This is a genomic window from Martelella sp. FOR1707 (assembly GCF_053484265.1).
The window spans coordinates 217,913-241,823 of sequence record NZ_JBAKFP010000007.1; the positions used below are offsets into that span (position 1 = coordinate 217,913).

26 protein-coding genes and 1 tRNA gene are annotated in these 23,911 nt (G+C 62.1%); 15 read left to right on the plus strand and 12 right to left on the minus strand.

The window, feature by feature from the left end:
- Positions 1-145: 145 nt before the first annotated feature.
- Together V6765_RS19550 and V6765_RS19555 are read right to left on the minus strand one after the other, a co-directional pair.
- Entirely contained in the window at positions 146-946 is an 801-nt protein-coding gene (locus V6765_RS19550; protein WP_448431881.1) for a creatininase family protein, read from the minus strand.
- A 122-nt stretch (positions 947-1,068) separates the two neighbouring features.
- Positions 1,069-1,980: a DMT family transporter gene (locus V6765_RS19555; RefSeq protein ID WP_448431883.1), complete on the minus strand. Its 912-nt coding sequence runs from the start codon at positions 1,978-1,980 to the stop codon at positions 1,069-1,071.
- A 163-nt stretch (positions 1,981-2,143) separates the two neighbouring features.
- Here V6765_RS19555 and V6765_RS19560 point away from each other — a divergent pair, with 163 nt between their 5' ends.
- Genes V6765_RS19560 through V6765_RS19570 form a run of 3 tightly spaced genes read left to right on the plus strand, consistent with a single transcriptional unit; the run spans position 2,144 to position 5,916 of the window.
- Positions 2,144-3,442: an adenylosuccinate synthase gene (locus V6765_RS19560; protein WP_448431885.1), complete on the plus strand. Its 1,299-nt coding sequence runs from the start codon at positions 2,144-2,146 to the stop codon at positions 3,440-3,442.
- A 51-nt stretch (positions 3,443-3,493) separates the two neighbouring features.
- Entirely contained in the window at positions 3,494-5,269 is a 1,776-nt protein-coding gene (locus V6765_RS19565; protein WP_448431887.1) for a hypothetical protein, read from the plus strand.
- Between the two features lie 53 nt (positions 5,270-5,322).
- Positions 5,323-5,916 (plus strand): SagB/ThcOx family dehydrogenase, encoded by a 594-nt coding sequence (locus V6765_RS19570; RefSeq protein WP_448431889.1) that lies wholly within the window; start codon positions 5,323-5,325, stop codon positions 5,914-5,916.
- A gap of 98 nt (positions 5,917-6,014) precedes the next feature.
- Here V6765_RS19570 and V6765_RS19575 read toward each other — a convergent pair whose 3' ends face one another.
- Positions 6,015-7,388, minus strand: a complete 1,374-nt coding sequence (locus V6765_RS19575) for a hypothetical protein (RefSeq protein ID WP_448431891.1) — start codon at positions 7,386-7,388, stop codon at positions 6,015-6,017.
- Positions 7,389-7,749: 361 nt separating this feature from the next.
- Positions 7,750-8,391 (minus strand): histidine phosphotransferase ChpT, encoded by a 642-nt coding sequence (gene chpT, locus V6765_RS19580; RefSeq protein ID WP_448431893.1) that lies wholly within the window; start codon positions 8,389-8,391, stop codon positions 7,750-7,752.
- A gap of 234 nt (positions 8,392-8,625) precedes the next feature.
- Here chpT and V6765_RS19585 point away from each other — a divergent pair, with 234 nt between their 5' ends.
- Together V6765_RS19585 and V6765_RS19590 are read left to right on the plus strand one after the other, a co-directional pair.
- The gene (locus tag V6765_RS19585) at positions 8,626-9,216 is read left to right on the plus strand and encodes a DUF1134 domain-containing protein (RefSeq protein WP_448431895.1); all 591 of its coding nucleotides are present in this window, start codon (positions 8,626-8,628) and stop codon (positions 9,214-9,216) included.
- 13 nt (positions 9,217-9,229) lie between these two features.
- Positions 9,230-9,496 (plus strand): hypothetical protein, encoded by a 267-nt coding sequence (locus V6765_RS19590; protein WP_448431897.1) that lies wholly within the window; start codon positions 9,230-9,232, stop codon positions 9,494-9,496.
- Positions 9,497-9,506: 10 nt separating this feature from the next.
- On the opposite strand, the gene V6765_RS19595 is transcribed toward V6765_RS19590, so the two are convergent.
- Both V6765_RS19595 and V6765_RS19600 read right to left on the minus strand, forming a co-directional pair.
- Positions 9,507-10,331: a TrmH family RNA methyltransferase gene (locus tag V6765_RS19595; RefSeq protein WP_448432025.1), complete on the minus strand. Its 825-nt coding sequence runs from the start codon at positions 10,329-10,331 to the stop codon at positions 9,507-9,509.
- Between the two features lies 1 nt (position 10,332).
- Positions 10,333-10,722, minus strand: a complete 390-nt coding sequence (locus V6765_RS19600) for a hypothetical protein (protein WP_448431899.1) — start codon at positions 10,720-10,722, stop codon at positions 10,333-10,335.
- 61 nt (positions 10,723-10,783) lie between these two features.
- On the opposite strand from V6765_RS19600, the gene V6765_RS19605 reads away from it, so the two are divergent.
- Together V6765_RS19605 and rpoH are read left to right on the plus strand one after the other, a co-directional pair.
- A complete protein-coding gene (locus tag V6765_RS19605) occupies positions 10,784-11,809 on the plus strand; it encodes an RluA family pseudouridine synthase (protein WP_448431901.1) in 1,026 nt (341 codons plus the stop codon).
- 181 nt (positions 11,810-11,990) lie between these two features.
- A complete protein-coding gene (gene rpoH, locus V6765_RS19610; RefSeq protein WP_448431903.1) occupies positions 11,991-12,902 on the plus strand; it encodes an RNA polymerase sigma factor RpoH in 912 nt (303 codons plus the stop codon).
- 173 nt (positions 12,903-13,075) lie between these two features.
- On the opposite strand, the gene ctrA is transcribed toward rpoH, so the two are convergent.
- Positions 13,076-13,774 (minus strand): response regulator transcription factor CtrA, encoded by a 699-nt coding sequence (ctrA, locus tag V6765_RS19615; RefSeq protein WP_018065059.1) that lies wholly within the window; start codon positions 13,772-13,774, stop codon positions 13,076-13,078.
- Between the two features lie 420 nt (positions 13,775-14,194).
- Here ctrA and V6765_RS19620 point away from each other — a divergent pair, with 420 nt between their 5' ends.
- On the plus strand, positions 14,195-14,545 hold the full coding sequence (locus tag V6765_RS19620) for a flagellar export protein FliJ (RefSeq protein ID WP_026173521.1): 351 nt from the start codon (positions 14,195-14,197) through the stop codon (positions 14,543-14,545).
- A 146-nt stretch (positions 14,546-14,691) separates the two neighbouring features.
- Here the strand turns inward: V6765_RS19620 and V6765_RS19625 are convergent, their stop codons facing one another.
- From V6765_RS19625 to V6765_RS19635, 3 genes are all read right to left on the minus strand, one after another.
- A complete protein-coding gene (locus V6765_RS19625; protein WP_448431906.1) occupies positions 14,692-15,387 on the minus strand; it encodes an outer membrane protein in 696 nt (231 codons plus the stop codon).
- Positions 15,388-16,027: 640 nt separating this feature from the next.
- On the minus strand, positions 16,028-16,303 hold the full coding sequence (gene sciP / locus V6765_RS19630; protein WP_018065061.1) for a CtrA inhibitor SciP: 276 nt from the start codon (positions 16,301-16,303) through the stop codon (positions 16,028-16,030).
- Positions 16,304-16,637: 334 nt separating this feature from the next.
- Positions 16,638-16,712: transfer RNA gene (locus V6765_RS19635), tRNA-Gly, on the minus strand.
- 352 nt (positions 16,713-17,064) lie between these two features.
- Between V6765_RS19635 and V6765_RS19640 the strand changes: the two genes are divergently transcribed.
- The 7 genes from V6765_RS19640 to V6765_RS19670 all read left to right on the plus strand — a co-directional run bounded on the left by V6765_RS19640 (position 17,065) and on the right by V6765_RS19670 (position 22,329).
- The gene (locus V6765_RS19640) at positions 17,065-17,562 is read left to right on the plus strand and encodes a prolyl-tRNA synthetase associated domain-containing protein (RefSeq protein ID WP_448431908.1); all 498 of its coding nucleotides are present in this window, start codon (positions 17,065-17,067) and stop codon (positions 17,560-17,562) included.
- A 54-nt stretch (positions 17,563-17,616) separates the two neighbouring features.
- The gene (gene trxA / locus V6765_RS19645; protein WP_448431910.1) at positions 17,617-18,591 is read left to right on the plus strand and encodes a thioredoxin; all 975 of its coding nucleotides are present in this window, start codon (positions 17,617-17,619) and stop codon (positions 18,589-18,591) included.
- A 12-nt stretch (positions 18,592-18,603) separates the two neighbouring features.
- Positions 18,604-19,269 (plus strand): LON peptidase substrate-binding domain-containing protein, encoded by a 666-nt coding sequence (locus V6765_RS19650; RefSeq protein ID WP_448431912.1) that lies wholly within the window; start codon positions 18,604-18,606, stop codon positions 19,267-19,269.
- A 9-nt stretch (positions 19,270-19,278) separates the two neighbouring features.
- Positions 19,279-19,467: a Trm112 family protein gene (locus V6765_RS19655; RefSeq protein ID WP_018065065.1), complete on the plus strand. Its 189-nt coding sequence runs from the start codon at positions 19,279-19,281 to the stop codon at positions 19,465-19,467.
- Between the two features lie 255 nt (positions 19,468-19,722).
- The gene (locus V6765_RS19660) at positions 19,723-20,307 is read left to right on the plus strand and encodes a hypothetical protein (RefSeq protein ID WP_448431914.1); all 585 of its coding nucleotides are present in this window, start codon (positions 19,723-19,725) and stop codon (positions 20,305-20,307) included.
- Positions 20,292-21,275, plus strand: a complete 984-nt coding sequence (locus tag V6765_RS19665; protein ID WP_448431916.1) for a hypothetical protein — start codon at positions 20,292-20,294, stop codon at positions 21,273-21,275. The genes V6765_RS19660 and V6765_RS19665 overlap by 16 nt, the downstream gene beginning before the upstream one ends.
- Positions 21,268-22,329 (plus strand): hypothetical protein, encoded by a 1,062-nt coding sequence (locus V6765_RS19670; RefSeq protein WP_448431918.1) that lies wholly within the window; start codon positions 21,268-21,270, stop codon positions 22,327-22,329. The genes V6765_RS19665 and V6765_RS19670 overlap by 8 nt, the downstream gene beginning before the upstream one ends.
- Before the next feature lie 6 nt (positions 22,330-22,335).
- Here the strand turns inward: V6765_RS19670 and V6765_RS19675 are convergent, their stop codons facing one another.
- Together V6765_RS19675 and V6765_RS19680 are read right to left on the minus strand one after the other, a co-directional pair.
- On the minus strand, positions 22,336-22,563 hold the full coding sequence (locus V6765_RS19675) for a DUF3329 domain-containing protein (RefSeq protein WP_448431920.1): 228 nt from the start codon (positions 22,561-22,563) through the stop codon (positions 22,336-22,338).
- A gap of 151 nt (positions 22,564-22,714) precedes the next feature.
- Positions 22,715-23,752: a DUF2793 domain-containing protein gene (locus tag V6765_RS19680; RefSeq protein WP_448431922.1), complete on the minus strand. Its 1,038-nt coding sequence runs from the start codon at positions 23,750-23,752 to the stop codon at positions 22,715-22,717.
- Between the last annotated feature and the right edge of the window lie 159 nt (positions 23,753-23,911).

A 23,911-nucleotide genomic window follows, 5' to 3' on the forward strand; every position in this document is an offset into this window, starting at 1 on the left:
CTTTACCCCTCTCTGTCGCTTTCGCGACATCTCCCCCTCAAGGGGGGAGATTGTGGTTGAGAGGTCTTTTGTCGACGGAAAGCAGAACTTGTGGCGACAGCTTCGACATCACCATTCTGAATCTCAAAGCATCGGCGCATTCTTCTCACCCCGGGGTATAAAGCTTCTCCAGCGGATAATCCCGCAAATCCTCGATCAGCTCGATGAAACCCGCCGCCTGATGCCGGGCGATCGCCTCGCCCTTTTCGGCGGTGCCAGCGGCGGCGTTGCCGACGGCGCCCTTGGGGTTGAGGTCGTGGGCGATCCAGGCGAGCGAATTGGGCGGGATCGGTTGCAGGTGGCGGGTGTTTTCCTTCTGCCATTTGGCGAGCGAGGCGAAGTTTTCCGCATGCTCCATCTTCACCAGCTCGGGCCGGAAATGCAGCATCAGCGAAGTTTCGACCTCGCCGGCATGGATTCCGTAGGTGCGCTCCTCGTCGCTGATCATGCCCTCGGGGTGGCCGAAGCGGCCCCATTGGGTGGAAACCACCGCCATATTGAAACGCACCCGCATTTCGCGCGCGACGATGTGCATGATGTCGAGATTGCCGCCATGACTGTTGACGATGATCATCTTTCTGAGGCCGGCCTCGGCCACCTTCTCGCCGATCGCGGTCCAGGCGGGGATCAGGATATCGGCGCCGAAGGATAGCGTGCCGGGGCCGTAGACATGTTCGTTGGCCTTGCCGATTTCCTGAACCGGCAGCACCAGAACGTCGAGATCGTCGGGGATCATGTCCTGAAGCGTGTCCAGCATGCCGCGTGCGATCGCGACATCGGTCGCGACCGGCAGGTGGGGGCCGTGCTGCTCGGTGGAGGCGATCGGCAGGATCGCGATCGTCTTTTCGGCATCAAGCGCGGCAAAATCCGGGCTCGTCAGTTCATTCCAGTAAAAGCGCTTGGCCATGTCTCACCTGTCTGATGTTCCCCGCCGCTTTTCGCAGCGGCGTCTCAGACAGGTTTAGGCAAAGGGCGTGATCGGCAAAAGCATCGTTTTGCGTCCCGTCCGCTCTCTTTTTGCGCGCGGTCTCAGGCCGGCTTCGGTTTGCCCCACTGGGCAAGCGCAATCCCGCCGACCACGAGCACAAGGGCGATCGCGTGGAATCCCGCAAGCTGCTCGTTCAGCACCAGCACGGCGATGATCGTGCCGAACACCGGGATCAGGTTGATGAAGATGCCGGCGCGGTTGGGGCCGATCACATCGACGCCGCGGATAAAGAAGACCTGGGAAATGAGCGATGGAAATAGCCCGGCATAGAGCACCACGCCGAAACCGATGGCGTCATGCGGGAAGATCGCGGAACCTACGGCGATTTCGGCCGCCACCAGCGGTATTGAGGCGATCACCGCGCCGCAGCAGAACGATACCACCATCACCCGCCAGTCGAGCGGCGGCTTCCAGCGCAGCGCAACGGTGTAGCCGGAATAGCTGAGCGCTGCGGCAAGCGCCAGCAGATCGCCGAGATTGAGGTCGAGATGCAGCAGCTTGCGCATCTCACCCTGGGAGACAACGGTCGCAACGCCCGCCAGCGTCAGCATGAAGCCGGTCATCTGCAGCACGGTCGAGCGGGTGCGAAACAGCGCGAAATTGATGGCGAGGATGCAAAAGGGCAGGCTTGCCTGGATCATCGACACGTTGATCGCCGAGGTGAGCTGGAGCCCGGAATAGAGAAAGGCGTTGTAGGCGGTGTAGCCGACCGCGCCGAAGGCGAGGACCGCCGGCCAGTTGCGCCTGACCACCGGCCACTCCCTGCGCAACTGCGGCAGCGAAAACAGCCCGAGAACGATGGCGGCCAGGGTCCAGCGCAGGGAATTGAGAACCATGGGGGAAACGTGCCCCACGGCCAGCTTGCCCGCGGTCATGTTTCCGCCCCAAAGAAATGCCGTGATGGTGAGAAGCAGATAGGCCTGCCATTCGCTGGCGTTTGCGCCTGATTTCATGTCATTCGCCAATCCATTCGAGGGTAAGGACGCAATAGTCCGTCTGCCATGGGGCTGTCACGAGAAAATTTTGCGCTTGCGGGCGTGGGGGATCGCAATATGACAGCGAGATGGTTATAGATGCTGCGGCTTAACCGTGACTTAGGACTTCCAGGTAGGTGATATGACAAATGTTGTAGTGGTCGGCTCGCAATGGGGCGACGAGGGCAAGGGCAAGATCGTTGACTGGCTTTCCGAGCGCGCCGATATCGTGGTGCGCTATCAGGGCGGTCACAATGCCGGCCACACGCTGGTAATCGACGGCGTGAGCTACAAACTGTCGCTGCTGCCCTCCGGCGTCGTACGCGAAGGCAAGCTTGCCGTCATCGGCAACGGCGTCGTCGTCGACCCGCATGCGCTGATCGCCGAGATCGACCGTCTGGAAGCGCAAGGGGTGAAGATCACGCCTGAAAATCTCCGGATCGCCGATAACGCGACGCTGATCCTCTCGCTCCACCGCGAGCTTGACGGCATGCGCGAGGACGCCGCCTCCAATTCCGGCACCAAGATCGGCACCACAAGGCGCGGCATCGGTCCGGCCTATGAGGACAAGGTCGGCCGCCGCGCGATCCGGCTGATGGACCTTGCCAATCTGGAGAGCCTGCCGGCCAAGGTCGATCGCCTCCTGACGCATCACAACGCGCTGCGCCGCGGCTTTGGCGCGCCGGAGATCGCTCACGAGACGATCATGGAGGAGTTGACCTCGGTCGCCGATCAGATTCTGCCTTACCGCGAAACCGTGTGGCTGCTGCTCGACAAGAAGCGCCGCGCCGGCCAGCGCATCCTGTTCGAGGGCGCGCAGGGCACGCTGCTTGATATCGACCACGGCACCTATCCCTTCGTCACCTCGTCGAACACGGTGGCGGGGCAGGCGGCGGCCGGTTCCGGCATGGGGCCGGGCTCGCTCGGCTATATTCTCGGCATTACCAAGGCCTATACCACCCGCGTCGGCGAGGGGCCGTTCCCGACGGAACTTAATGACGAGGTCGGCAATTTCCTCGGCGAGCGCGGCCATGAATTCGGCACGGTCACCGGGCGCAAGCGCCGCTGCGGCTGGTTCGATGCCGTGCTGGTGCGCCAGGCCGTCGCCACCAACGGCATCACCGGCATTGCACTGACCAAGCTCGATGTGCTGGACGGGCTGGACGAGCTGAAGATCTGCGTTGCCTATGAGCTGGATGGCGAGCGGATCGAGGCGTTGCCGGCAAGCCAGGGCGCGCAGGCGCGCGTCAAGCCGGTCTATGTCACGCTGGAAGGCTGGAAGGAATCGACCGTCGGCGCGCGCAAATGGGCGGACCTGCCGGCCCAGGCGATCAAGTATGTACGCCAGGTTGAGGAGCTGATCGGGGCTCCCGTTGCGCTTCTATCCACAAGTCCTGAGCGCGATGATACCATTCTCGTGACCGATCCATTTGAAGATTAAGAAAAAATCGTAGTATTGTCGCGGCACTGTCCCGCACAATAGGGGTGATTCATGGCGGATTTCACAGCAGTCATTCGGCGCGCGGTCGAAGGCCTTCCGGAGCAATCTCCGGAATTGCGCGCCCGCGTCTATGAAAAGGCGCGCTCTGCTGTCATCCGGCAGATGGAAAACATGAACCCCCCGCCGCCGGAAGCGATGATCAAGCGGCAGATCGACAAGATCGATGCCGCGATCGCCGAAGTCGAGAGCGATTTCGCCGTGGCCCTGCCGCCCGATGAAGAGATTGTCGAGGACGGGTTTACCGAAGAAGCCCCGGTCGAGGACGATGTCGCGCCGGAACCGCCGGTGGAAGAGCCTTATCGCGACGAAGAGCCGTATGAAGAGCCGCCGGTAGACGAGGTTGCGCCGGAACCGGAGCATCATTTCGAGCCCGAGCCCGAGCCGGAGCCGGAGCTGGAACCAGAACCTGCGCAGCCGCGCCAAGCCACAGGCTTCCTGCAAGGCGCCACCTTCGAGGCGGTCAACCGGCCCGACAGGGTCGTCTACGAGCGCGCGCCCGATCCCGAGGAGTCCTATTCCTTCGACACACCGGAGGAAGAAGAGGAAAGCGATGCCGGATCGGTGGTGGTCGAGCCGGATGAGGACGAACACCGCGCCGCTGACGATTGGCGCTACGAGGCGGCGCCCGCCGCCGTGCCAACCGAACCGGCCGCGCCTGCGGGCGGACGACCTGTTTCCGAGAAGGACTGGGCCCATGTGGACAGTCTTCTGGGGCTTGAGCCGGAAGAGCCGGGTTACGACGATGACGAGCGGTCTTCCGGTTACGGTCGCGATGGCGATGACACCGAGCGTGGAGGACGCGGCGGGGCGAAACGTATTGTGATTGCGGTTGCCGCCGTCGTCATTCTGGCGGCGGTCGCTGTCGGCGGCTATTTCGCCTGGCAGAGCCGCGACGCGGTGACGGCGCTGGTCGACCCGGGACAGGAGCAGGCTGCCGAAACGCCGGCAGAGCCCGAGACGCCGCCGGCGACAGAACCGGAGGCTGAAACCGCCCAGGCGCCGGCCGATGACGCTGCGGACGAGGGCGAGGCGGCAGGCGAAAAGCAGTTCACCCAGCGGCTGCTGCCGGACGGTACCGAAGTCGAGGAGGGCCTTCCCGCCGCCGGAGCTACCGCCGGACCGGCCCGCACCGTCGCCAACCAGACATCGGGCGCGCCGGCGACTTCCGGTTCCACGCAGGAAGCGGCCGCGCCCGCGCCGCCGGTCGGCTCCGCGCAGAAGATGTTCCTTTACGAGGAGCAGCTTGGCCAGTCGGTCCCGTCGGCCTATCAGGGCACGGTGACCTGGGAGCTGAAGCAGGAGAACACCGGCACGGCGGTGTCCGAACCGGTGATCGAGGGCGTGATGAACGTGCCCGATGCCGGGCTTTCCGGTGTGATCACCTTCCGCCGCAACGACGATTCCTCGCTGCCGGCAAGCCATCTCATCGATATTGCGTTCACGCTTGGCGATAATTTCCAGGGCGGTGCGGTCGACAATGTCCAGCGGATATCGCTGAAGAACACCGAAGCCGCCCGCGGCGATCCGCTGATCGCGGTCTCGGCCAAGATCACCGACGATCTCTATATGCTTGCGCTCAATGATTTCGATCAGGCGCGCGGCCAGAACCTGGCGCTGCTCGCCGAGCGCAACTGGATCGACATCCCGATCACCTACCGCAACGGCCGCCGCGCGCTGCTGACGCTGGAGAAGGGCACGACCGGCATGGCGATCTTCGACCGCGCCGTCCAGGAATGGCAGGCGCTGGGCGATATCGGCGACAATTGAAGGCTTTGCGATAATGCCTGCACGCCTGCCGAGGTGAAGCGAGGGCTGGACAGATGGATATAACGCTTGCTCACGCGCTCACCCGGCGTCGCTCTGTCCGCGCGTTCGCAAAGCATGCGATACCGCTTAGCTCGCTGGAAAAAATCCTGTGGGCGGGCCAGGGCAAGTCGGGAGAGGATGACGGAAAGACCGTTCCTTCAGCCCACGCGCTCTACCCACTCCGCCTGTTTGTCATGGCAAGCAGGGTCGACGGCCTTGAGAGCGGATTGTATGCCGCTGAGCCGGGCGGGCTGGACCTGAGGAACATCAATCATGCCGATTTGCGGCCGGCTCTGTGCGAGGCGGCGATTGGTCATCCGGAATGGATTGCGAATGCGGCGTGCATTATTGCCATATGCGCTGACATGCTGACGCCGGTGCGGGCATTCGTTGAACAGCACCCCTATGGCGCGCGCGGCGAGCGCTACATCTTTCTGGAGGCGGGCGCGGCGGCGCAAAATATCCAGCTCATGGCGGTGGCGGAGGGGCTCGGAAGCGTTCTGGTTGGTGGTTTCAATGATGAAGCCACGGCCAGTGTTCTCGCGCTGGCGCCACCCCTCGCGCCTCTCGCGCTGATGTGCCTCGGCGCTCCGGTCCCGGAGCGCTGAGGAAGCGCGTCGACATCGCCGTCACGTAACGCCCTCACGCGATGATGCATGAGGGCGTTCTCATTTGCATATGGCTTGTTCTCGACTGGATTGGGCATTTAGGAACGCGGCGCCGTGCCCGTATCATCGCTGGTCTTCTCGCTCAGCGGGGCGCAGAGCAGCAATAGGCGGCTCTTGAGCATGTCGATCTTGAATTTTGCGGCCGCGACGGCGGTTTTCGCCTTCTCGACATCGACAGTTTCTCCGCACCGCGCCGCTTCATCGGCATTCTGCAACTGGTTTTCCGCCCGCACCAGCGAAGCGTTTGCTGCGGCGAGATCGCTTTCGGCGGCGGCGATGCCAAGTTTCAGGGCGTTGAAGTCGTTCATGAAGTCGCGGCGGTTGTCGCGCGCGGTCAGGATCGTCTCCATGAGCGTCAGCCGGGCGTTCTGCGTCATGCGCAACGCATCGCCTTCATCGATCAGCGGCAGGACATAGGAGACCAGAAACTGGAGGTTCAGGCCGCCGGTCTGGGTCATGAAACTGGGGATCGAGGTTTTCAGCTTGGTGAAACGCGATTGCCGGGCAAGGTCGAGCTGCGCGGCCGAGGCTTCAACGAGCAGATCCTCCAGGCGCTTCTTGCCGGAACTTGCGAAACAGGCCTCCGCATCGTCGCTCTTCACGGCCTCGAAGCCGGAAAGCGGAGACAGTACGGAACGCTCCGGAGCCACGCGATAGCCGCCCTCGGCAAGGCCCGCAAGACCCAGCAATTCGTCCCGTTTCGAGTTAAGCAGGCGCGACACGGCGTCGGCTTCGTGGCGGGCGGCGGCGACCTGCGCCTTGAGCGCCTTCAACTCTCGTTGCGTGGCCTCTTCGTCCGCGACCTCCGCCTCGACATCGACGGCCCGGCAGGCAAGCCCCTTTTCCTTCAGCACGGCGTTTTTATGCCTGAAATCGAGGGTCGTATATTCGTTGTAGGTGTTGAGAAGGTTGGACGTCGCGGTGCGCTGGGCGATCTGGTATTGCACCGGGATCAGCCGGCCTGCGACCTCGACCGATGGCTGGTCGAGGCGGAGCAAGGCCTTTGAAATATCCCAGTTCACGCCGAGCACGATATTCGAGGTACCCGTGACATCGCCAAGATCATCGCCGGTATAGGTTGCGATCTGGCGCGCTTCGGCGCTGATGCGCGGCAGGCGCGCGGATTTGACCTTGTCGAGCTCGAGCATGGCCCGCGCGCGGCTGATGCGGGCGCGCATGAAATCCTTGCCGCCGCCTTCCGCGCTCGCCAGAAGTTCAGAAGGTCCCAGCACGGCGCCATCGGCGGGCGGTTCGGGCGGTTGCGCGCTGAGCTCCTGCTCCATCAGGTCGATCTGCTGGGCGGTCTGCTGCAATTGCTGGGAGGCGCACCCGGCAAGCGCCAGCCCGACGCCCGCAAGCGTGCCCATGCCCAGCTTGGCGGCGTTCCTGTTTCGCACGTTTCGATCAGACACGGTCGGCAACACTCGTCTGGAGAGCGGAGGGCATGCCTCCGGCGCGGGTTTTATGCCTTGTGCGGCTGCGAACAACCGGTTCATTCAACGACGGGATGACGACCGGCGATCGGCCGGGCTTGCGCGCAAATACGTTCAAGACCGCCGGCGAGGCCGGGGGAAATTGCGGATATCTCACGGCTGGGCTCTCCCTCAGAAACTGACGGGAAATTGCATTTCAGGCTTCACAGAAACGGCCCGGGCGGGAAATTGTTTCCCGGGAGCCGACCTGCAAGCGATTCAATGCCGCAATGTTAGCCGCAAAGCTTGGCAAAAATGGGATAGGGTCTGCTGCACCGCAAAAGAAAGCGGGTTTCTGCGATCAGGCCGCGGGCTTGGCCTCGAACACGACCTCGCCCTCATTGACCACGAATTCGATGGCCATGCCGGACTCCTCCGCCAGCAGCGCGGTGTAATAGGGCTGTACGTTGTGCGAGGTGATCGGGTCGTCCATGACCCCGCCATAGATGCGGGCGAAATCGGCCGGCATCTGCACATAATTGCCGCGGGTGCGGATGATGAAGGCGAAAATATCGCCCGCGGCATCGAGACCGACATCGATGGTGCCGCCGCGCGGGATGGTGGAGAGGGCAACCAGGAACAGGTTCAAAAGCAGCTTGACCCGGTTCTTCGGCGCGTTGATGCGCGGGCCGTTCCAGTTGAGCGTCACCCGTTTGCCAAGCCCGATCAGGTCGCGCGCCGCCGTCTCCGCCTCGCCGGTATCAAGCGGCGTATCCAGCGTGCCGGAGGCGCCGAAGGCGATGCGGGCGAATTTCAGATGGATGGTGGCCGAAAGCGTGCTCTGGCGGATGAGCTGCAGCGCGTCCTCGTCCATGCCGCCCTCGTCCAGCAGCTCCAGCCCGTTTCCGGCAGCCCCGATCGGATTGACGACATCGTGGCAGATGCGGCTTGCAAGCAGGGCCGCAAGATCTGCGCCGCTCAGGGTCAGGTTCGGGTTCTTCATCGCGTCCACCATCCTTCGGATCAGGCGGCCAGCGGCCGCCCCTGTCTTTTGCTGGTATCGCCGCGTCATGGCAAGCGATAATCAGCTTCCGGCAAAATCCTCCCATTTGGTAAATCCATTGTTAAGGGGTATGGCCCACAATGTCCGGCAAAAGTCCGCCGTCCGCCGGATTGCCGCCATGAGAAGTCGCGGCGTCCACGGACCAGACCAAAAAGCAACAGGAATGGAACCGCCATGTTTGCCACAAACGCCGTAAGGTCCATAAAAGCACTTGTCTTCGCTTTCTTGATGATGGTCTTCGCGGCCATTCCGGCCGGAGCGCAACAGCAGGCCCAGCAAACCGACACATTCTCGCCGGACGAGGTGGTCGCCGCCGGCAACACTTTTTTCGGCGAAGCCAGCTCGGGCCTCGCCCAGACGCTTCAGAATGCCTTTTCGAAATACGGACTGCCCAACGGCTATATTCTCGGCGCGGAAGGCTCCGGCGCCTTCATCGCCGGCCTGACCTATGGTGAAGGCACGCTCAACACCAAGAATGTCGGCTCCCACAAGGTGTTCTGGCAGGGCCCGTCGCTCGGCATCGATTACGGCGGCGACGGCTCCCGGGTGATGATGCTGGTCTATAACCTGCCGTCGGTGCCCGAGCTCTACCACCGCTATGGCGGCGTCTCCGGCTCTGCCTATATCGTCGCCGGCTTTTCGATGCAGGTCTACAAATACCGCGATGTCATCCTGGTTCCGGTGCGTTCGGGCATTGGCGCCCGTCTCGGCGTCAATGTCGGCTATCTGAAGCTGACCGAGCGGCCGACCTGGAACCCCTTCTGAGCGGAGCGCGGGATTGGGCGACCTGAAAGCCGACATCGAAGCGCGCTATGCCGCGATCTGCAGCCAGGTGGATAAAGCCGCCGGCTCGGATCGCGAGGACGAGGCCCTGCGCGCGGCTCTTGCCGAGCTTGCCGCGATGATGATCGCCTACCGCTATCATGAGGGCAATGAGGGCGCGCGCGATGCGCTGGAAGCCGCGCTTTCGCGCGACCAGGCCCGCAGCGCCCGCCGGATCAGCCTTGCCGAGCGCGCCCGCGCCCTGCTTGCCGACAACAAGTAAAAGGGCGCATTTATCCGATCCGCCCCTTGGCAAGCGCAAGCTGATAGAGCGCGATCGCCGCCGCATTGCCGACATTGAGGCTGTCGAGCCCGGGGGCCTGCGGGATACGCACGGTGCGGAATGCCTCCATGATCTCGCCCGGCAGCCCCTCGCCCTCCGTTCCCAACACGAGCGCCACCCGCCGTCCCGGCGAAATGCGATGCAGAGCCTCACCGCCGGAGGGAGACAGGGCAATGACATCGAAGCCCGCCCGCGCAAGCGCGGCAAGAACCTCCGGCCCGTTACCATGTCGGGCCCACGGCATTTTTAGCACTGAACCAACCGAAACGCGCAGCGCCTTGCGATAAAGCGGATCGCAACTGGTCTCGTCGAGAAACACCGCATCGGCGCCGAGCGCCGTCGCATTGCGGAAGATCGCGCCGGCATTGTCGTGGTTGGAAAGACCGATGCAGACGACCACCAGCGCATCATCAGGCAGCGTCGCGATCAGTTCCTCCGTCGTTGGCCGGCCGGCAATGCGGCCCAGCGCCAGAACCCCGCGATGCATGTCGAATCCGGCAATTGCGTTCATCACCGCAGCGTTGCAGGTGAAGACCGGCACGCTGGCCGGATAGGCCTCCAGCACGCCAGCGATGCCCGCCAGCCGGTTTTCCAGCACAAGAATACGATCGGCTTCGAACCGTGCGGCATCCGCCTCGGCCAGCACCCGGAGCACCACCGTGCCCTCGGCAATGAACAGGCCCTGCCGCCCGACAAGATCCTTCTCCCGGATCGCGCGGAACGGCGCGACCCGCTCATCGTCTGGATCGGTAATCACAATTGCCGGAGCGGCCATCTCAGTCGAAGCGAATTTCGACATCGGCGGCCATGCGGCCGGTATTGATATCAAATAGATAGAGCGTCTGCTCGCCGTTTTCCTTGGTGCCGTAGATCAGCGCCTGGCCGTCGCCATAACTGATATCGGCGATCTGGAACCCGCGCGGCAGGTTGGCCGTCAACGCCCGCGGCGCATCGGCGGGCACGATCGCGCCGCCGCGTTCGGCCACCGGCGCTTCATCCGATCTGCTCATCACCTTGTAGAGGATCGCGCCGAACACCGCCATCAGCGAGACGATCATGATCAGCGCGGAAACGACCTGCAGGCGCAGCATCCGTCGCCGAACCAGCTCGACTGCCGGGTCGAGCGGCTTTTCCTCTTCTTCGTCTTCAATGCGGTGTTGCGACATTGTCCATTGCTCCGGGGGCCGGTTTCGCTTAACAAGCGCGAACCGCACTTGCAAAGTTCAGATGACAGACGACCCGTTTAAACAAACCCAGGCCGATAGAAAAGACTTTCTCGTCCCCGAGGGCACGAAAGAGCGTCTGGACGCTTTCATCGCGCGCGAGATGGGCGACGGCGTTTCGCGCACCCGCGTCAAGGCGCTGATCAATACCGGCGCGGTATCGATTGACGGGAAGCCGGTGACCGAGCCGAGCCGCAAGGTGAAGCCGGGCGAGGCCATTACCCTGATCATGCCCGAGGCGGAGGACGCCGAACCCGAAGGCGAGGATATCCCGCTCGACATCCTGCACGAGGACGGCGACATCATCGTCATCAACAAGCAGGCGGGCCTCGTGGTGCATCCGGGCGCAGGCAACTGGACCGGGACGCTGGTCAACGCGTTGATCTTCCATTGTGGCGACACGCTTTCGGGCATTGGCGGGGTAAAGCGCCCCGGCATCGTCCACCGCCTCGACAAGGATACCACCGGCGTGATGGTGGTGGCCAAGAACGACGCCGCCCATCAATCGCTCGCCGCCCAGTTCGCCGATCACGGCCGCACCGGACCGCTGCAGCGCGCCTACAAGGCGCTGATCTGGGGCCGGCCGAAAACGCTGCAGGGCACAATCGATGCACCGCTCGGGCGCGCGCCCGACCGCATCCGCCGCGCCGTTAAACGGGCCGACAGCGCCGATGCCGATTTCGCCATCACCCATTACACGGTCGAACGCCGTTTCGGCGAAAAGCCCGATGGCAGCGCGCTGGCAAGCCTCGTCGAGTGCCGGCTCGAGACGGGCCGCACCCACCAGATCCGCGTCCACATGGCCCATATCGGCCACCCCCTGATCGGCGACAACATGTATGGCGGGGGCTTCAAGACCAAGGTCAATTTGCTGGAGGAACCCGCCGCCTCGCTGGTGCGTGGTTTCCCCCGTCAGGCGCTCCATGCCGCCCTGCTTGCAATTGAGCACCCGACGACCGGCGAAGAGATGCGTTTCGAAGCGCCCCTGCCCGCTGATATGGCAGCACTTTGCGCAGCCTTCGAGGACTGAGCTCGGTCACGCTCAAGAACATTCCAGTCAATGGAAAGTTTTTGGCCTCATTCCCTTGAAAGCCCTGCCTGCCATACTTAAATCGGGTTTTCCCTCCAGAAAATCGATGGTCGGATTGCGGGTTTCGTCCCGCCTGTCGCCGCTGATTTGAAGAGGATTGCAACACCAAGGGGGTGAAAGCATGGCCAATACGCTTCCCAGCATCCGTGCCGGAGAAAACGGTCTCAACCGTTATCTCGAAGAAATCCGCAAGTTCCCCATGCTCGAGCCGCAGCAGGAATACATGCTCGCCAAGCGGTATCAGGAGCATGACGACCGTGGCGCGGCACATCAGCTCGTCACCAGCCATCTGCGTCTCGTCGCCAAGATCGCGATGGGCTATCGCGGGTATGGGCTTCCGATCGGCGAAGTCGTGTCCGAAGGCAATGTCGGCCTGATGCAGGCCGTCAAGAAATTCGATCCCGAGCGCGGTTTCCGTCTGGCGACCTATGCGATGTGGTGGATCAAGGCCTCGATCCAGGAATATATCCTGCGCTCGTGGTCGCTCGTCAAAATGGGCACCACCGCCAACCAGAAGCGGCTGTTCTTCAATCTGCGCCGCCTCAAGGGCAAGATCCAGGCGATCGAGGATGGCGACCTCAAGCCCGAACAGGTCTCCGAAATCGCGACCAAGCTGAATGTCAGCGAGGAAGAAGTGATTTCGATGAACCGGAGGCTTTCCGGCGATGCCTCTCTGAACGCTCCGATCCGCGCAACGGAGGGTGAATCCGGGCAGTGGCAGGACTGGCTCGTCGACGAGCATGACAGCCAGGAGGAAATGCTCGTCAATCAGGACGAGCTCGAAAACCGTCGCGATATGCTGTCTTCCGCGATGGACGTGCTGAACGACCGCGAAAAACGCATCTTCGTGGCCCGCCGTCTGTCCGAAGACCCGGAAACGCTGGAATCGCTGTCCGGAGAATTCAACATCTCGCGCGAACGCGTGCGCCAGATCGAGGTCCGCGCCTTTGAAAAGGTGCAGAACGCCGTGCAGAAACAGGTAACCGCCAACGCCAAGGCGGTCCGCGCCGTGCGCGAAGGCGCAGACGACTGATCAGCCGGCTTTGACGGGATGAGAATGAGGAAGCCGCGACGGGAAACCGCCGCGGCTTTTTGTCGTCCTCGTTTCTGTTTGCGAAGTCCTTTGAGGGCAACGGCAAAGGAAAAGCGACTTCAACGAAAAAGCGGCGCCGTGGCGCCGCGCTTTCTTCAGCCTTGTGAACCGCGTCAGGCGCGTTTCATTTCCTGCTGGTCCTGTTCGCGCAGAACATAGCCGCGACCCCAGACGGTTTCGATGAAATTGGTGCCGCCGGCGGCGTTGGCGAGCTTCTTGCGGAGCTTGCAGATGAAGACGTCGATGATCTTCAGTTCCGGCTCGTCCATGCCGCCATAGAGATGGTTGAGGAACATTTCCTTGGTAAGCGTCGTGCCCTTGCGCAGCGAGAGCAGCTCCAGCATCTGGTATTCCTTGCCGGTCAGGTGAACCCGCTGGCCGCCGACTTCCACGGTCTTGGCATCGACATTGACGGCGAGATCGCCGGTGGAGATGATCGACTGCGCGTGGCCCTTGGAGCGGCGCACGATGGCGTGGATGCGGGCGACCAGCTCTTCCTTGTGGAAAGGCTTCGTCAGGTAGTCGTCGGCGCCGGAGCCGAAGCCGCGCACCTTGTCGTCCGTGCCGGACATGCCCGAGAGAATGAGGATTGGCGTTGCGATTTTCGAAACCCGAAGCGCCTTGAGCACTTCATAGCCGGACATATCCGGCAGGTTGAGATCGAGAAGGATGATGTCGTAGTCATAGATCTTGCCGAGGTCGACGCCTTCCTCGCCCAGATCCGTGGTGTACACGTTGAAGTTTTCGCTCTTCAGCATCAGCTCGATGCTTTGTGCTGTGGCGCCGTCGTCTTCGATTAAAAGAACCCGCATGTCTTTCCCCTTGAACCGCCGCTGTGAAAGGTCTGTTGTCGCCCCCGACGCGATACGGACTCAGTGATGACCTGATTTGGAAGCTGCCATCTAATGGTTAACAAATTCTGATTCTTTTTGGCAAGACGGCCAGAAGATATTAATGAACATTAGAATGACATTGATTTCATTGAATTTTTTTCATCTCAAAAGCCGATAAAAAAGATTAACCAAAACCGCTAAGTGACTCATCTGACTCGCTAGTTTTTGTTTGAATCCGCTGACGCGGTTTACCGACCCTTAAGCCCTGCCGGCTATGATCGGACATGACTGTAAACGAAAGGTTACCGCGATTTCGATTTCGTTAATCATTTTTGGCGCGAATCAGAAACCGAGGGGGGACCGATCCGCTATGCGTTCGTCAGCCGGGGAGTTTTGCGTATGAAGGCACGAAACAGTCTGTTGCGTCTGAAGGCGTTTCAGGTGAAGGAAAAGAAGCGGCAGTTGCAGCAGTTGCAACTCATGATGGATGAGTTCGCCCGCATGTCCGGCGAACTGATGCAGCAGATCGCCGCCGAGGAAAAGAAATCCGGGATCACCGACCCCGGCCATTTTGCATATTCGACATTCGCCAAATCGGCGCGCCAGCGGGCGGACAATCTGGCGGTCTCCGTGGCTGACCTGCGCGAGCAGCGCGACAAGGCCGAAGCCGAGCTTGCGGAGATGGAACTGGACTATGAACGCGCCGCAGCCCTCGAGGAGCGCGACGCAGCCGGCCGCAAGCGCGCCTGACGGCTGCACCGAGGGTAGTGCTAAAACCAAAGGCCGCATCGCGATGATGCGGCCTTTTTCAGTGGTCGTGGCTTTTTGGACAGCCCGGACACTTTTGCAAGAATGAAATCCGCGATCAGAGCATCGTGCGGATGATATGAACTGCTCTAGAAGCGACGCACGAAGCCGATGGTCAGCTTGTCCATGTTGGGGCTGACCTTTTGGTCGCTGGCAGGAAGAATGCTGAAATTACTGGAATCGTACTGAACGCGGCGATATTCTAGACGAAGGCCGTTGGTGTTGCTCCAGAGATATTCGAGGCCTGCGCCGCCGGTCCAGCCCGACATGTAGTCGGTCTGCGAAATGCCAAGTGTGGAATTCTTCACATGGGTATTGGTAAAGGCATAGCCGCCGATCGCGTAGATCAGGGTCCGGTCCCAGATGAAGCCGGTGCGGCCGCCGACATAGCCGTCAAAATCGGCAAAGGCCTTATAGTTGTTGCCGCCATTTACGCTCGACTGATTGCCATCGGTGAAGTTGTAGTTGAATTCGCCTGACGGCCCGATCAGGAAATGATCAAAGGTGAAGTCATAGCCGCCCGACACACCGATCGTGATGCCGCCCGAATCCTTCAGGAAGGGATTGTCGAACGACATGGTCTCGTAACCGATATTCGGCTTCAGATAGAAACCGTTCCATGACGAAGCGGACGGATCCTTGGAATAGTTGGGAATGACCAGATTAAGCGGTCCCTTGAGATCGCCGAGAGGCTGCAGGGATTCAGGAAGCTCCTGTGCCAGCGAACCGGAAGAAACAAGAGCGGTTGCCGCAACAGCAAACCAGAGCGTCTTAGCTTCGATCATAACGTATTTCCTGAAACCTTTTGAATGAATTCCAAACGACGGTACCGAAGACAGGATTGGGAAGCCGGCGAAACGGGCCGCTCCCGGCAACAATAGGCGAAGCTGACAGCGCATCGACCGGTATGCTTTCCCCCGGGGGAGCGTCGCGCAACTCTGAGGAAAAGGCGCATTTTAGCTGCTATTTCAGCCTTTTCTAATAGTCCTACACAGGAAACGCTGCCGCCGCAAGCTTGCTATCTGACCAGCCAGCCATTTGTTTTGAAAATGGTTTCCAAAATAAAGCGGCGCATCATGGAACGACACGCCGGCTATCATTAGAAGTTGCTAAACTCGTATGCATTTGGGATCAGAGCGCAAGGGTTTGTCAGCAGTCTGAGCATAGGCCACACCGTGACGGTGCGGCCTTTGGTTTTTGCGTCTGGCAGGCGTGATCTGATGTGGGCTAACCCGTTACGTTGTCACATCGCGACGCGGGCGATTGCCTGTATCGTGGGGTGCTCGCGCCGCATCGCCTTCGGCTTGGCGAAAGGAATAAACGATACTTCTGCTTGGCGTTTTGGCCAAAGACAAATTGAAGAAAGGCAGACTCAAGGGGGGCATGCCCGCAGCGCGGCGTGGTGCCGCGCGGGAGGATAAGATCTCAGTTACGGTATTGCTGGATCCGCGTGGTGCGCAGGCCCGCAAGGCCGTGATCGTCGATCGAGGCCTGCCAGGAGAGGAATTCCTCCACCGTCAGGCAGTATCGCTCGCACGCCTCTTCCAGGCTCAGCAGGCCGCCGCGCACGGCCGCCACGACTTCCGCCTTGCGCCGGATCACCCAGCGCCGCGTATTGGAAGGAGGCAGGTCGGCAACGGTCAGCGGACTGCCGTCGGGACCTATGACATATTTTGCGCGAACGCGGGCTAGCTCGGTCATCGTACTCTCTACAAAACTCACAACCTACGCTCACAACCTAGCGCCACACTTTTAAAATTTGCCTAAGGCAAGTGTAACGCTCTGGTAACCAGCTTTTCAGGCTTCCATGCGGGCGATGTTGGAAAGGAGAATTTGTAAGGACGAGGGTGCGCGGATGCACCTATCGCGAGAGGCGGTGACGATATCCGGACGGAGCCAGGACCGATAACGGTCGACGGGCCAGACCAGCCTCAAACCAGTGCGCTCATACCGAAGACGGCGCGCCAAAGCGGCTTTTCAACAGCCGCAAAGAACCGCGCCGGATTTCTTAAAATATTGATTTCCTTAGGAAAACTGGAGCGGGCGAAGGGATTCGAACCCTCGACCCCAACCTTGGCAAGGTTGTGCTCTACCCCTGAGCTACACCCGCTCATAAAACCCGGCCGGGGGTAGGTCTGAGGCCGGATATGTCGTCTCGGCGACGACGAAGGCGTATATGGCCCAAGCGGATTTCAAATGCAACAGAGAAATTACGGGAATGGCGCATTTTTTTGGATGAAGCGGAAAGGTTCTGTTTTTCAGTGTTTTAGGTGAATTGCTGCGTGCCTGCCGTCGTTGGCGGCGGGTGGTGACCCGAATTGCGCCCGGCCGTGGCAGCGAAGCGGGTGGGCATGCCGGATTGCCTGACCCGCAGCCATTGCCGAGTCAACCGGCGCGACAGAGTTGCATTGACCGACGATTGGTGTTGAAACAGGCGTCAATTCGAAACCGGAACGGCCCTGATGACCAAGACTTCCGACGACGTGTTCGCCTTTCTCGACGAACTCGGCATCTCGTATCAGAATCACGAGCATCGGCCGGTGTTCACCGTCGCCGAAGGTGATGATTTGCGCGAAAAGATTCCCGGCGGGCACACCAAGAACCTGTTCGTGAAGGATAAGAAGAGCCGCTATTTCCTGCTGACGGTGGAGGAATATGCCACCGTCGACCTGAAGACGGTGCACACGCTGATCGGGGCATCGGGGCGGGTCTCTTTCGGCAAGCCGGAGGCCTTGATGGATTATCTCGGGGTCGAGCCCGGCTCGGTGACGGCGCTGGGCGCCATCAATGACGATGAGCGGCAGGTCACTTTCATTCTCGATGAAAGCCTTATGGAGAACGAGATCATCAATTGCCACCCCTTGCGCAACACCGCCACGACCTCGATCGGGCGCGATGATCTGTTAAGCTTCATCAGGGCCACCGGGCATGAGCCGGTTGTCTTGAAAGTGACGGCGTGACACACGATCTTAAATCCAACAGAGACGGGGCCTACAGGCCATACGGAGAGAGTGATGAGCGGATTTGACAACCCCTATGGCGGTTCCTTCGGCGGCCAGATGAATGTTTCGGCCGATGGCGCCGTCAATGGCGCCACGCCGCCCGGCGGGCTGATCAAGGATACGACCACAGCCGAATTCGGCAAGGACGTGATCGAGGAATCGAAAGCCCAGCCGGTGCTGGTGGATTTCTGGGCGCCCTGGTGCGGCCCGTGCAAGCAGCTTGGACCCGTGCTGGAAAAGGCGGTGAATGCCGCCGGCGGCAAGGTCAAGCTGGTGAAGATGAATATCGACGAGCATCCGTCGATCGCCGGCCAGCTCGGCATCCAGTCGATCCCCGCCGTCATCGCCTTTTCCGCCGGCCAGCCGGTGGATGGCTTCATGGGCGCGGTGCCGGAAAGCCAGGTCAACGAGTTCATCGCCAAGCTTGCCCAGAACAGCCCGTCGGAAAAGGACCGCAAGGCCGAGATCGCAGAGGCGCTGGACCAGGCCGAGCAGATGCTAGCGGAAGGCAAGCTGCAGGAGGCCGGCCAGCTTTTCGCCGCCGTGATGCAGGCCGATCCGGAAAACCCCAAGGCGCTTGCCGGCATCGGGCGCTGCATGGTGGCCGCCGGCCAGCTCGACCGCGCCCGCCAGGTGCTGGAGCAGGTGCCGGAGGAGTTGCGCGAAGATGACGCAATCAAGGCGCTCGTCACCAAGATCGAGCAGATCGAGGAGGCGCGCAAATTCGGCGATCCGGCAGCCCTTGAACATGCCTTGGCGCAGAACCCGGACGATCATGAAGCGCGCATGAAGCTCGCCAAGGTGCTGAATGCCGAGGGCAAGCGCGAGGAGGCTGCCGAACAGCTTCTGATCATCATGCGCCGCGATCGCGAATTTGACGATGACGGCGCGCGCCGCCAGCTGATTTCGTTTTTCGAGGCCTGGGGGCCGAAGGATCCGGCGACGATCGCCGCGCGCCGCAGGCTTTCGACCATTCTTTTCTCTTAAGGGAAGATCGCCATGCAGGTTGGCAATGCCCGTTATCTAACCGCGAAGGATCTGCCGGAAAGCGCTCCGGTGTTTCCGCTGACGGGTGGGCTTTTGCTGCCGCACGGGCAATTGCCGCTCAATATTTTTGAGCCGCGCTATCTCGCCATGGTCGATCATGCGATCGCGGGCAATAGGCTCATCGTGATGGCCCAGCCCGCCCGCCACGACGAGACGCTTTCGGTTACCGACGATACGCCGGTTTCCAACATCGGATGTCTCGGCCGGATCACCTCGTTTGCCGAGACTGGCGACGGGCGCTACCTGGTGGCGCTTGCCGGCATTTGCCGGGTGCGGCTGATCGATGAGGTGAAGACGACGCACCCGTTCCGCAGCTTCACCATTGCGCCTTTCCTCGGCGATCTCAAGACCGAGGGTCAGGATGAAGGCGTGGACCGGGCAGGTCTTATCCGGGCGTTTCGTGCCTATCTCGATTCCGAAGGGCTTGATACCGAGTGGGACCATATCGAACAGGCGAGCAATCTCACCCTCGTCAATTCGCTGTCGATGATGGCGCCCTTTGGCCCGGCGGAAAAACAGGCCTTGCTGGAGGCGCCCGATCTCAGGGCGCGGGCGGCGCTGTTCATTGCGATTATCGAATTCGCGCTTGCCGGGGATCCCGGCGACCGGCTGCAATAGGGACGGGCGATGATTGCCAGGGAAGCCGGGATCGATCCCAAAATGCTCGAACTTCTGGTTTGTCCGCTGACCAAGGGACGGCTTTCCTATGATGACGAGCGCCAGGAGCTCGTTTCGGAGAAGGCGAAGCTCGCCTATCCCATCCGCGATGGGGTGCCGATCATGCTGGCCTCGGAGGCCCGTCCGCTTGAGGACTGACGCCGGCTTTTTGTCCGCACTTGCTGGCGGCAAATCACTGTTCTAGTCTCCGCTTTATTAGCTGAATTTGCACGGCAAACCGGAAATGGTTTCATTCCGTAAAGGTTTGCGGATTAACGTGCATCAAAGACGCGGGCCGGCGCAGGCCTTGCGCGGGAACAGACAAGAAGCATGGCCGGGGTCCCGGACGATGCTTCGGAAGCATCGGGTTGCCCCCGTGGCGCGGCCGGGCGGGCGGTTCAGGACGGAGAACGGATGTCGCGTGTCATCATGCAATCGCCTGCCGGAGACGAATTTTATCCGGTCCGGGTGGAGCGAGCCTATTTCAAGCGCGGCGATGCCATCGTCGAGGGCGATCCGCTCTACGATCTGGCGACCGCCAATGGGCGGCAGTTGCGGATCCGCGCAACCCATGGCGGCCGCGCGGTTTCGCCGCCCTTCGAGGCCGGCGATTTCCTGAACGCGCCCGAAAGCCTTCTCGAGATCGAAACCGGCCTGCACCAGCGCGCGCGGCCCGAGCCGCAGCCGGTCAAGGCGCCCGCAGTTCCTGCGTGGGATGACGATGTTGACGACGAGGTCTGGGATGCCTCGGCAGCGCCTCAAAGGCCGAAGCGGGACCCGCGCAAGGTTCTGCTATGGCTCGGCGGGAGTGTCATCGCCACTCTGCTTGTCTGCGTGACGGGTTGGTTCGCGCTGTCCTATATGCCTCTTGCGACAGACAGCGCGGAGACCGGCGGCTATTACGGCGCGCGCGCCGGGCTCCAGCCGCTCGGGGGCAAGCGCCGGCTTTTCGTATCCGATGAACAGCAGGAAAGGTTCGAGCTATGGCTCGGTTCTTGACGTCGCTTCTCCTGGGATGGCTCGCGCTGTCTCTGTCGGCCGCTGTGGGCGCTGACGGCAACAGGCTGGTAGAGGCGCGGGGGCAGGCCTATAGCGCCAGCTTCACCCCGCCCGGTTTGCCGGCGGACGTGGCCTCATCAAGCGCGCTTCTGTGGGACGCGGACCTGCAGATGGCGCTGGAGGATGGCGCGCCGGTGCTGACCGCGCGCTTTCGCTATGAAATTGAAGACTGGCGCTATCTGCTGCCGACATTCGGGCCGGGTGATGTGCAGGTCTGGTCGCCATCAGGTGAGGCCGGGGCGCGATTGCCCGAGGAGGCGCCGCGCATCCGGCCTTCGGATGTCGAGATGATGTTCCGGTTTTATGCGCCCGCGCAGAACTCCTATGTCGGCCTATCGCAGAAGATCGCGAGCCCCGGCGTGCCCGGCGAATGGGTCGAGAGCGCGCCGTCGCGGCCCGGCTGGGGCCGGACTTTCATCTGGCTGAGCGGCATCAACAAGGATGCGTGGCTGTCGCCGGAAACGGCGCGTTCTGTCTGGGAAGGCGAGCTTCGCCCCGAAGGGGTGGAGATCGTGCAAGCGGCATGGGCGGCGGACGAGCTGACGGCGTTTCTTGCGGAAAACAACATGCGCAACCGCGCCGTGGCCGCCGCAGAAGCCGTCAACCGGCTGCTTGACGGGGTCAAGCGTAGTTTCGGCTATGAGGTGGCGGCAATGCGCGAGGACCCGCGACGCTATCTGGAACCGGCCTTTCGTCGCGGCGTGCCGATCGCGCTTCTGCGCAAGCTCGAGCGGCTGCAAAACCTGCCGAACGGACTGAAGCAGGGCGATGCCGCCGCCTATGATCAGGCCCGCCGGGAGGCCGGTGCGATCATGGCCGCCATGGAAAGGGCAACCGATGCGGGAGATAGGCGGGGTGCAGAGCCGGGCGGAAACGGACAGCCGGCCGGGGAGGGCGCTGATGAGTAGGCGGACATTGCGGCAACGCGGATTTCTGTTCCTGAACGCGCTTCTGGCAGCCTGTCTCCTTTCGTCTGCTGCAGCCGCCGCCACCCATGTCGAAGCGGTGGATGGCAGCGAGGGACGGGACCGCAGCCTCGCCGCGATCGTCAGCGGCGTTGATCAGGTGGTCTGCTCGGGCACGGTCATTGGTCCCCGCCATGTCCTGACGGCGGCGGCCTGTGTGATCGATCCTGAAACCGGCGCGCCGTTCGATGACCGCCAGGTCATGCCCCGCATCGATCTCGATGACGGCTATATTCCCGCCGGGCGGCGCTTCGTTCAGCGCGTCTATCTGCCCGCCGCCGATGCGCCCTTCGGTCCGGGCGCTTCACTGAACGACCAGCTTGCCATCGTCGAAGTGAGGGAGGCGGACGGGCAGCCGGCCCTTTCCGAGGTCACCGCGGAGGCTGGCTTTCACTATGGCCATGCCGGCAATGATGAGGGGCTGGGCGTGCAGTTCTATGACGCCGCGACCGGCGGACAGATGACGAGCGCCGGCTGCGCGGCGCTTGCCATCAGGGCCGGCGACCTCATGCCGCTCTCCTGCGCCTTGCCGGAGGGGGCTCAAGGCGCGGCCATCCGTTCGGCCTCGGGCATTGTCGGGATCTATCTCGGCCCCGGGCGCGGCCGCTATATCGGCAAGGCAGAGCAGGAAGCGATAGACCGCATCACAACCGCGCTTCAACCCGGCTATTTCCGCGCGGCGGAGGCCGGCTACGCGCCGTTCATTTCGTTCGTGTTGAATAATGGCTGCGATCAGCCGGTCAGCTACGTCGCCCGCTATCGGCCGATCGCCGCAGCCAAGGATCAACCGTTCTCCACGGTTTCCGGAGAGATCGACGGAGGGCGAAGCGCGATCCTGCCGCTCAAGACCGAAAACGGCGTGATCTATCTGCGCGGAATGGCCGATGGCGGCAGGCTGGCCTGGGGCGGCGACCATCGCTTCGAAGGAGAGGGGTATTTCAAGGTGGAGATTTCCGCCTGGGGCGACCATTTCCACACGCTGAGCTGCGGCGAATGAGGCGCCTCACGCGTCGTCCTTGCCGCTGAAATAGTGCCGATCGGGCGAGAAGAAGAAGACATAGGCCATGTAGGTGGCGGCCGCGCCGAACGGGATCGCCCAGAAGGGCGAGCCGATGAACAGCTCGGCCACAGCCCAGCCGGCGGAGAGCGCCACGGCCAGGATCCGCACCCAGAGCGGTTTCAGCGAAGGGTGTTTGAGATCGAAACTCTTGCGCCAGTCCATACCCGCCATGATCGCCCTTTCTCCTGCGGACGCCTTCCCCGCAGAAGGGGCTCCGCTCTTTGTATCTGTCTCGCGCATGTCGCGGCGTTTTCATCCCGCGACATGCCAGTCCACAATGGATAGCCTTGATCGCGGCACGCATTCAAGCCGTTCACCGAAATCAGGTCAGAACCGCGATCACCTCGGTGGCGCCATATCCCAGATTGTAGGTCGCTGCACCGGTGAAAGAAAGTTGCGCATCGTCGCCGGCCGCGTAATAGGCAATGGCGGTGGATGAGAGCGTGACCTCGCCGCCCCCAGTCGCACCGCCGCGCACGATCACCACGTTTTCCGAGCCGTTCTTTTGCAGAGTGACGGTGAAGGGGCCGCTCGCGGTTGCCGAGATATTGAGGGTAACCGCGTAAAAGCCGCTGACCGGAAAGGACAGCTTTTCGCCGCCGCCGGCAACCGCCGCGCCGAAAGAGAACCCGCCCTCGCCAGTGTAAAGCGTATCGAAGCCGAGCGCGGTCGGCGTGTCGATCAGCGTGGCGCCGGAGGCAAGCGCGGCGCGCGCGAGCGGGCGTTCCGGCGTGACGACGGCGCCGGAGGGGGAAACGCGCAGGGCCTCGAACCAGCTTGCGCCGTCCGGGCTGACCTTGATGGCAAAGCCGTCGGTGCCGGCAAGACCCATTTCGGCGCGGCCGGACCAGCCGGTCTGGAACAAGAGCGAGGCGGTGTCGCCGGGGGTCGCCTTGTTGATCTTGAGCTGGTGACCCGCCCCGGCATTGTTGAGCAGCGTTGCAGGAGAGGACACTGAAAGACGGTTGGTGGCATCCGCTGTGGCGTTGATGCCCACGGTCGCGAAAGATGCCTCATCGGGAACCGGCGGCGTAACCCAAGCCGCGCCGTCGAAGATGCGCCATGTCGCATCGCTGCCGAACCAGGCGGTCCAGCCGGCGGCGGGTGCGACGAACTGCCAGAGACCATCCTGATAGATCGCGATCTCCCCGGCATGGCCGGAGAAGAGGCCGGTCGGGCTTTCGCCGACCAGATGGCAGACGCCGTGCTCGGGCGTTTCCGGCGGCGCGTCGTCTTCGCTCGCCAGCGCGAGATGAACGACTGCGTCGAGACGCTGCAGCGCCTCGTTATGGGTAACGTGTTTTTGCGCCTGGGCGGGCAGGATAAAGGGAAGGCCCAGCTTCGATGTTGCATCCGACATGAAAATCTCCTTCGCGGGCTGCGTTGCCACAAGCGTAGTGCCGCGCAGGAGGCCGGGGAAAATGGTTGGCGCAGGGGCGAATAGAGAGAAGTCTTCCCGAGCCCCGAGCCCCGAGCCCCGAGCCCCGAGCCCCGAGCCCCGAGCCCCGAGCCCCGAGCC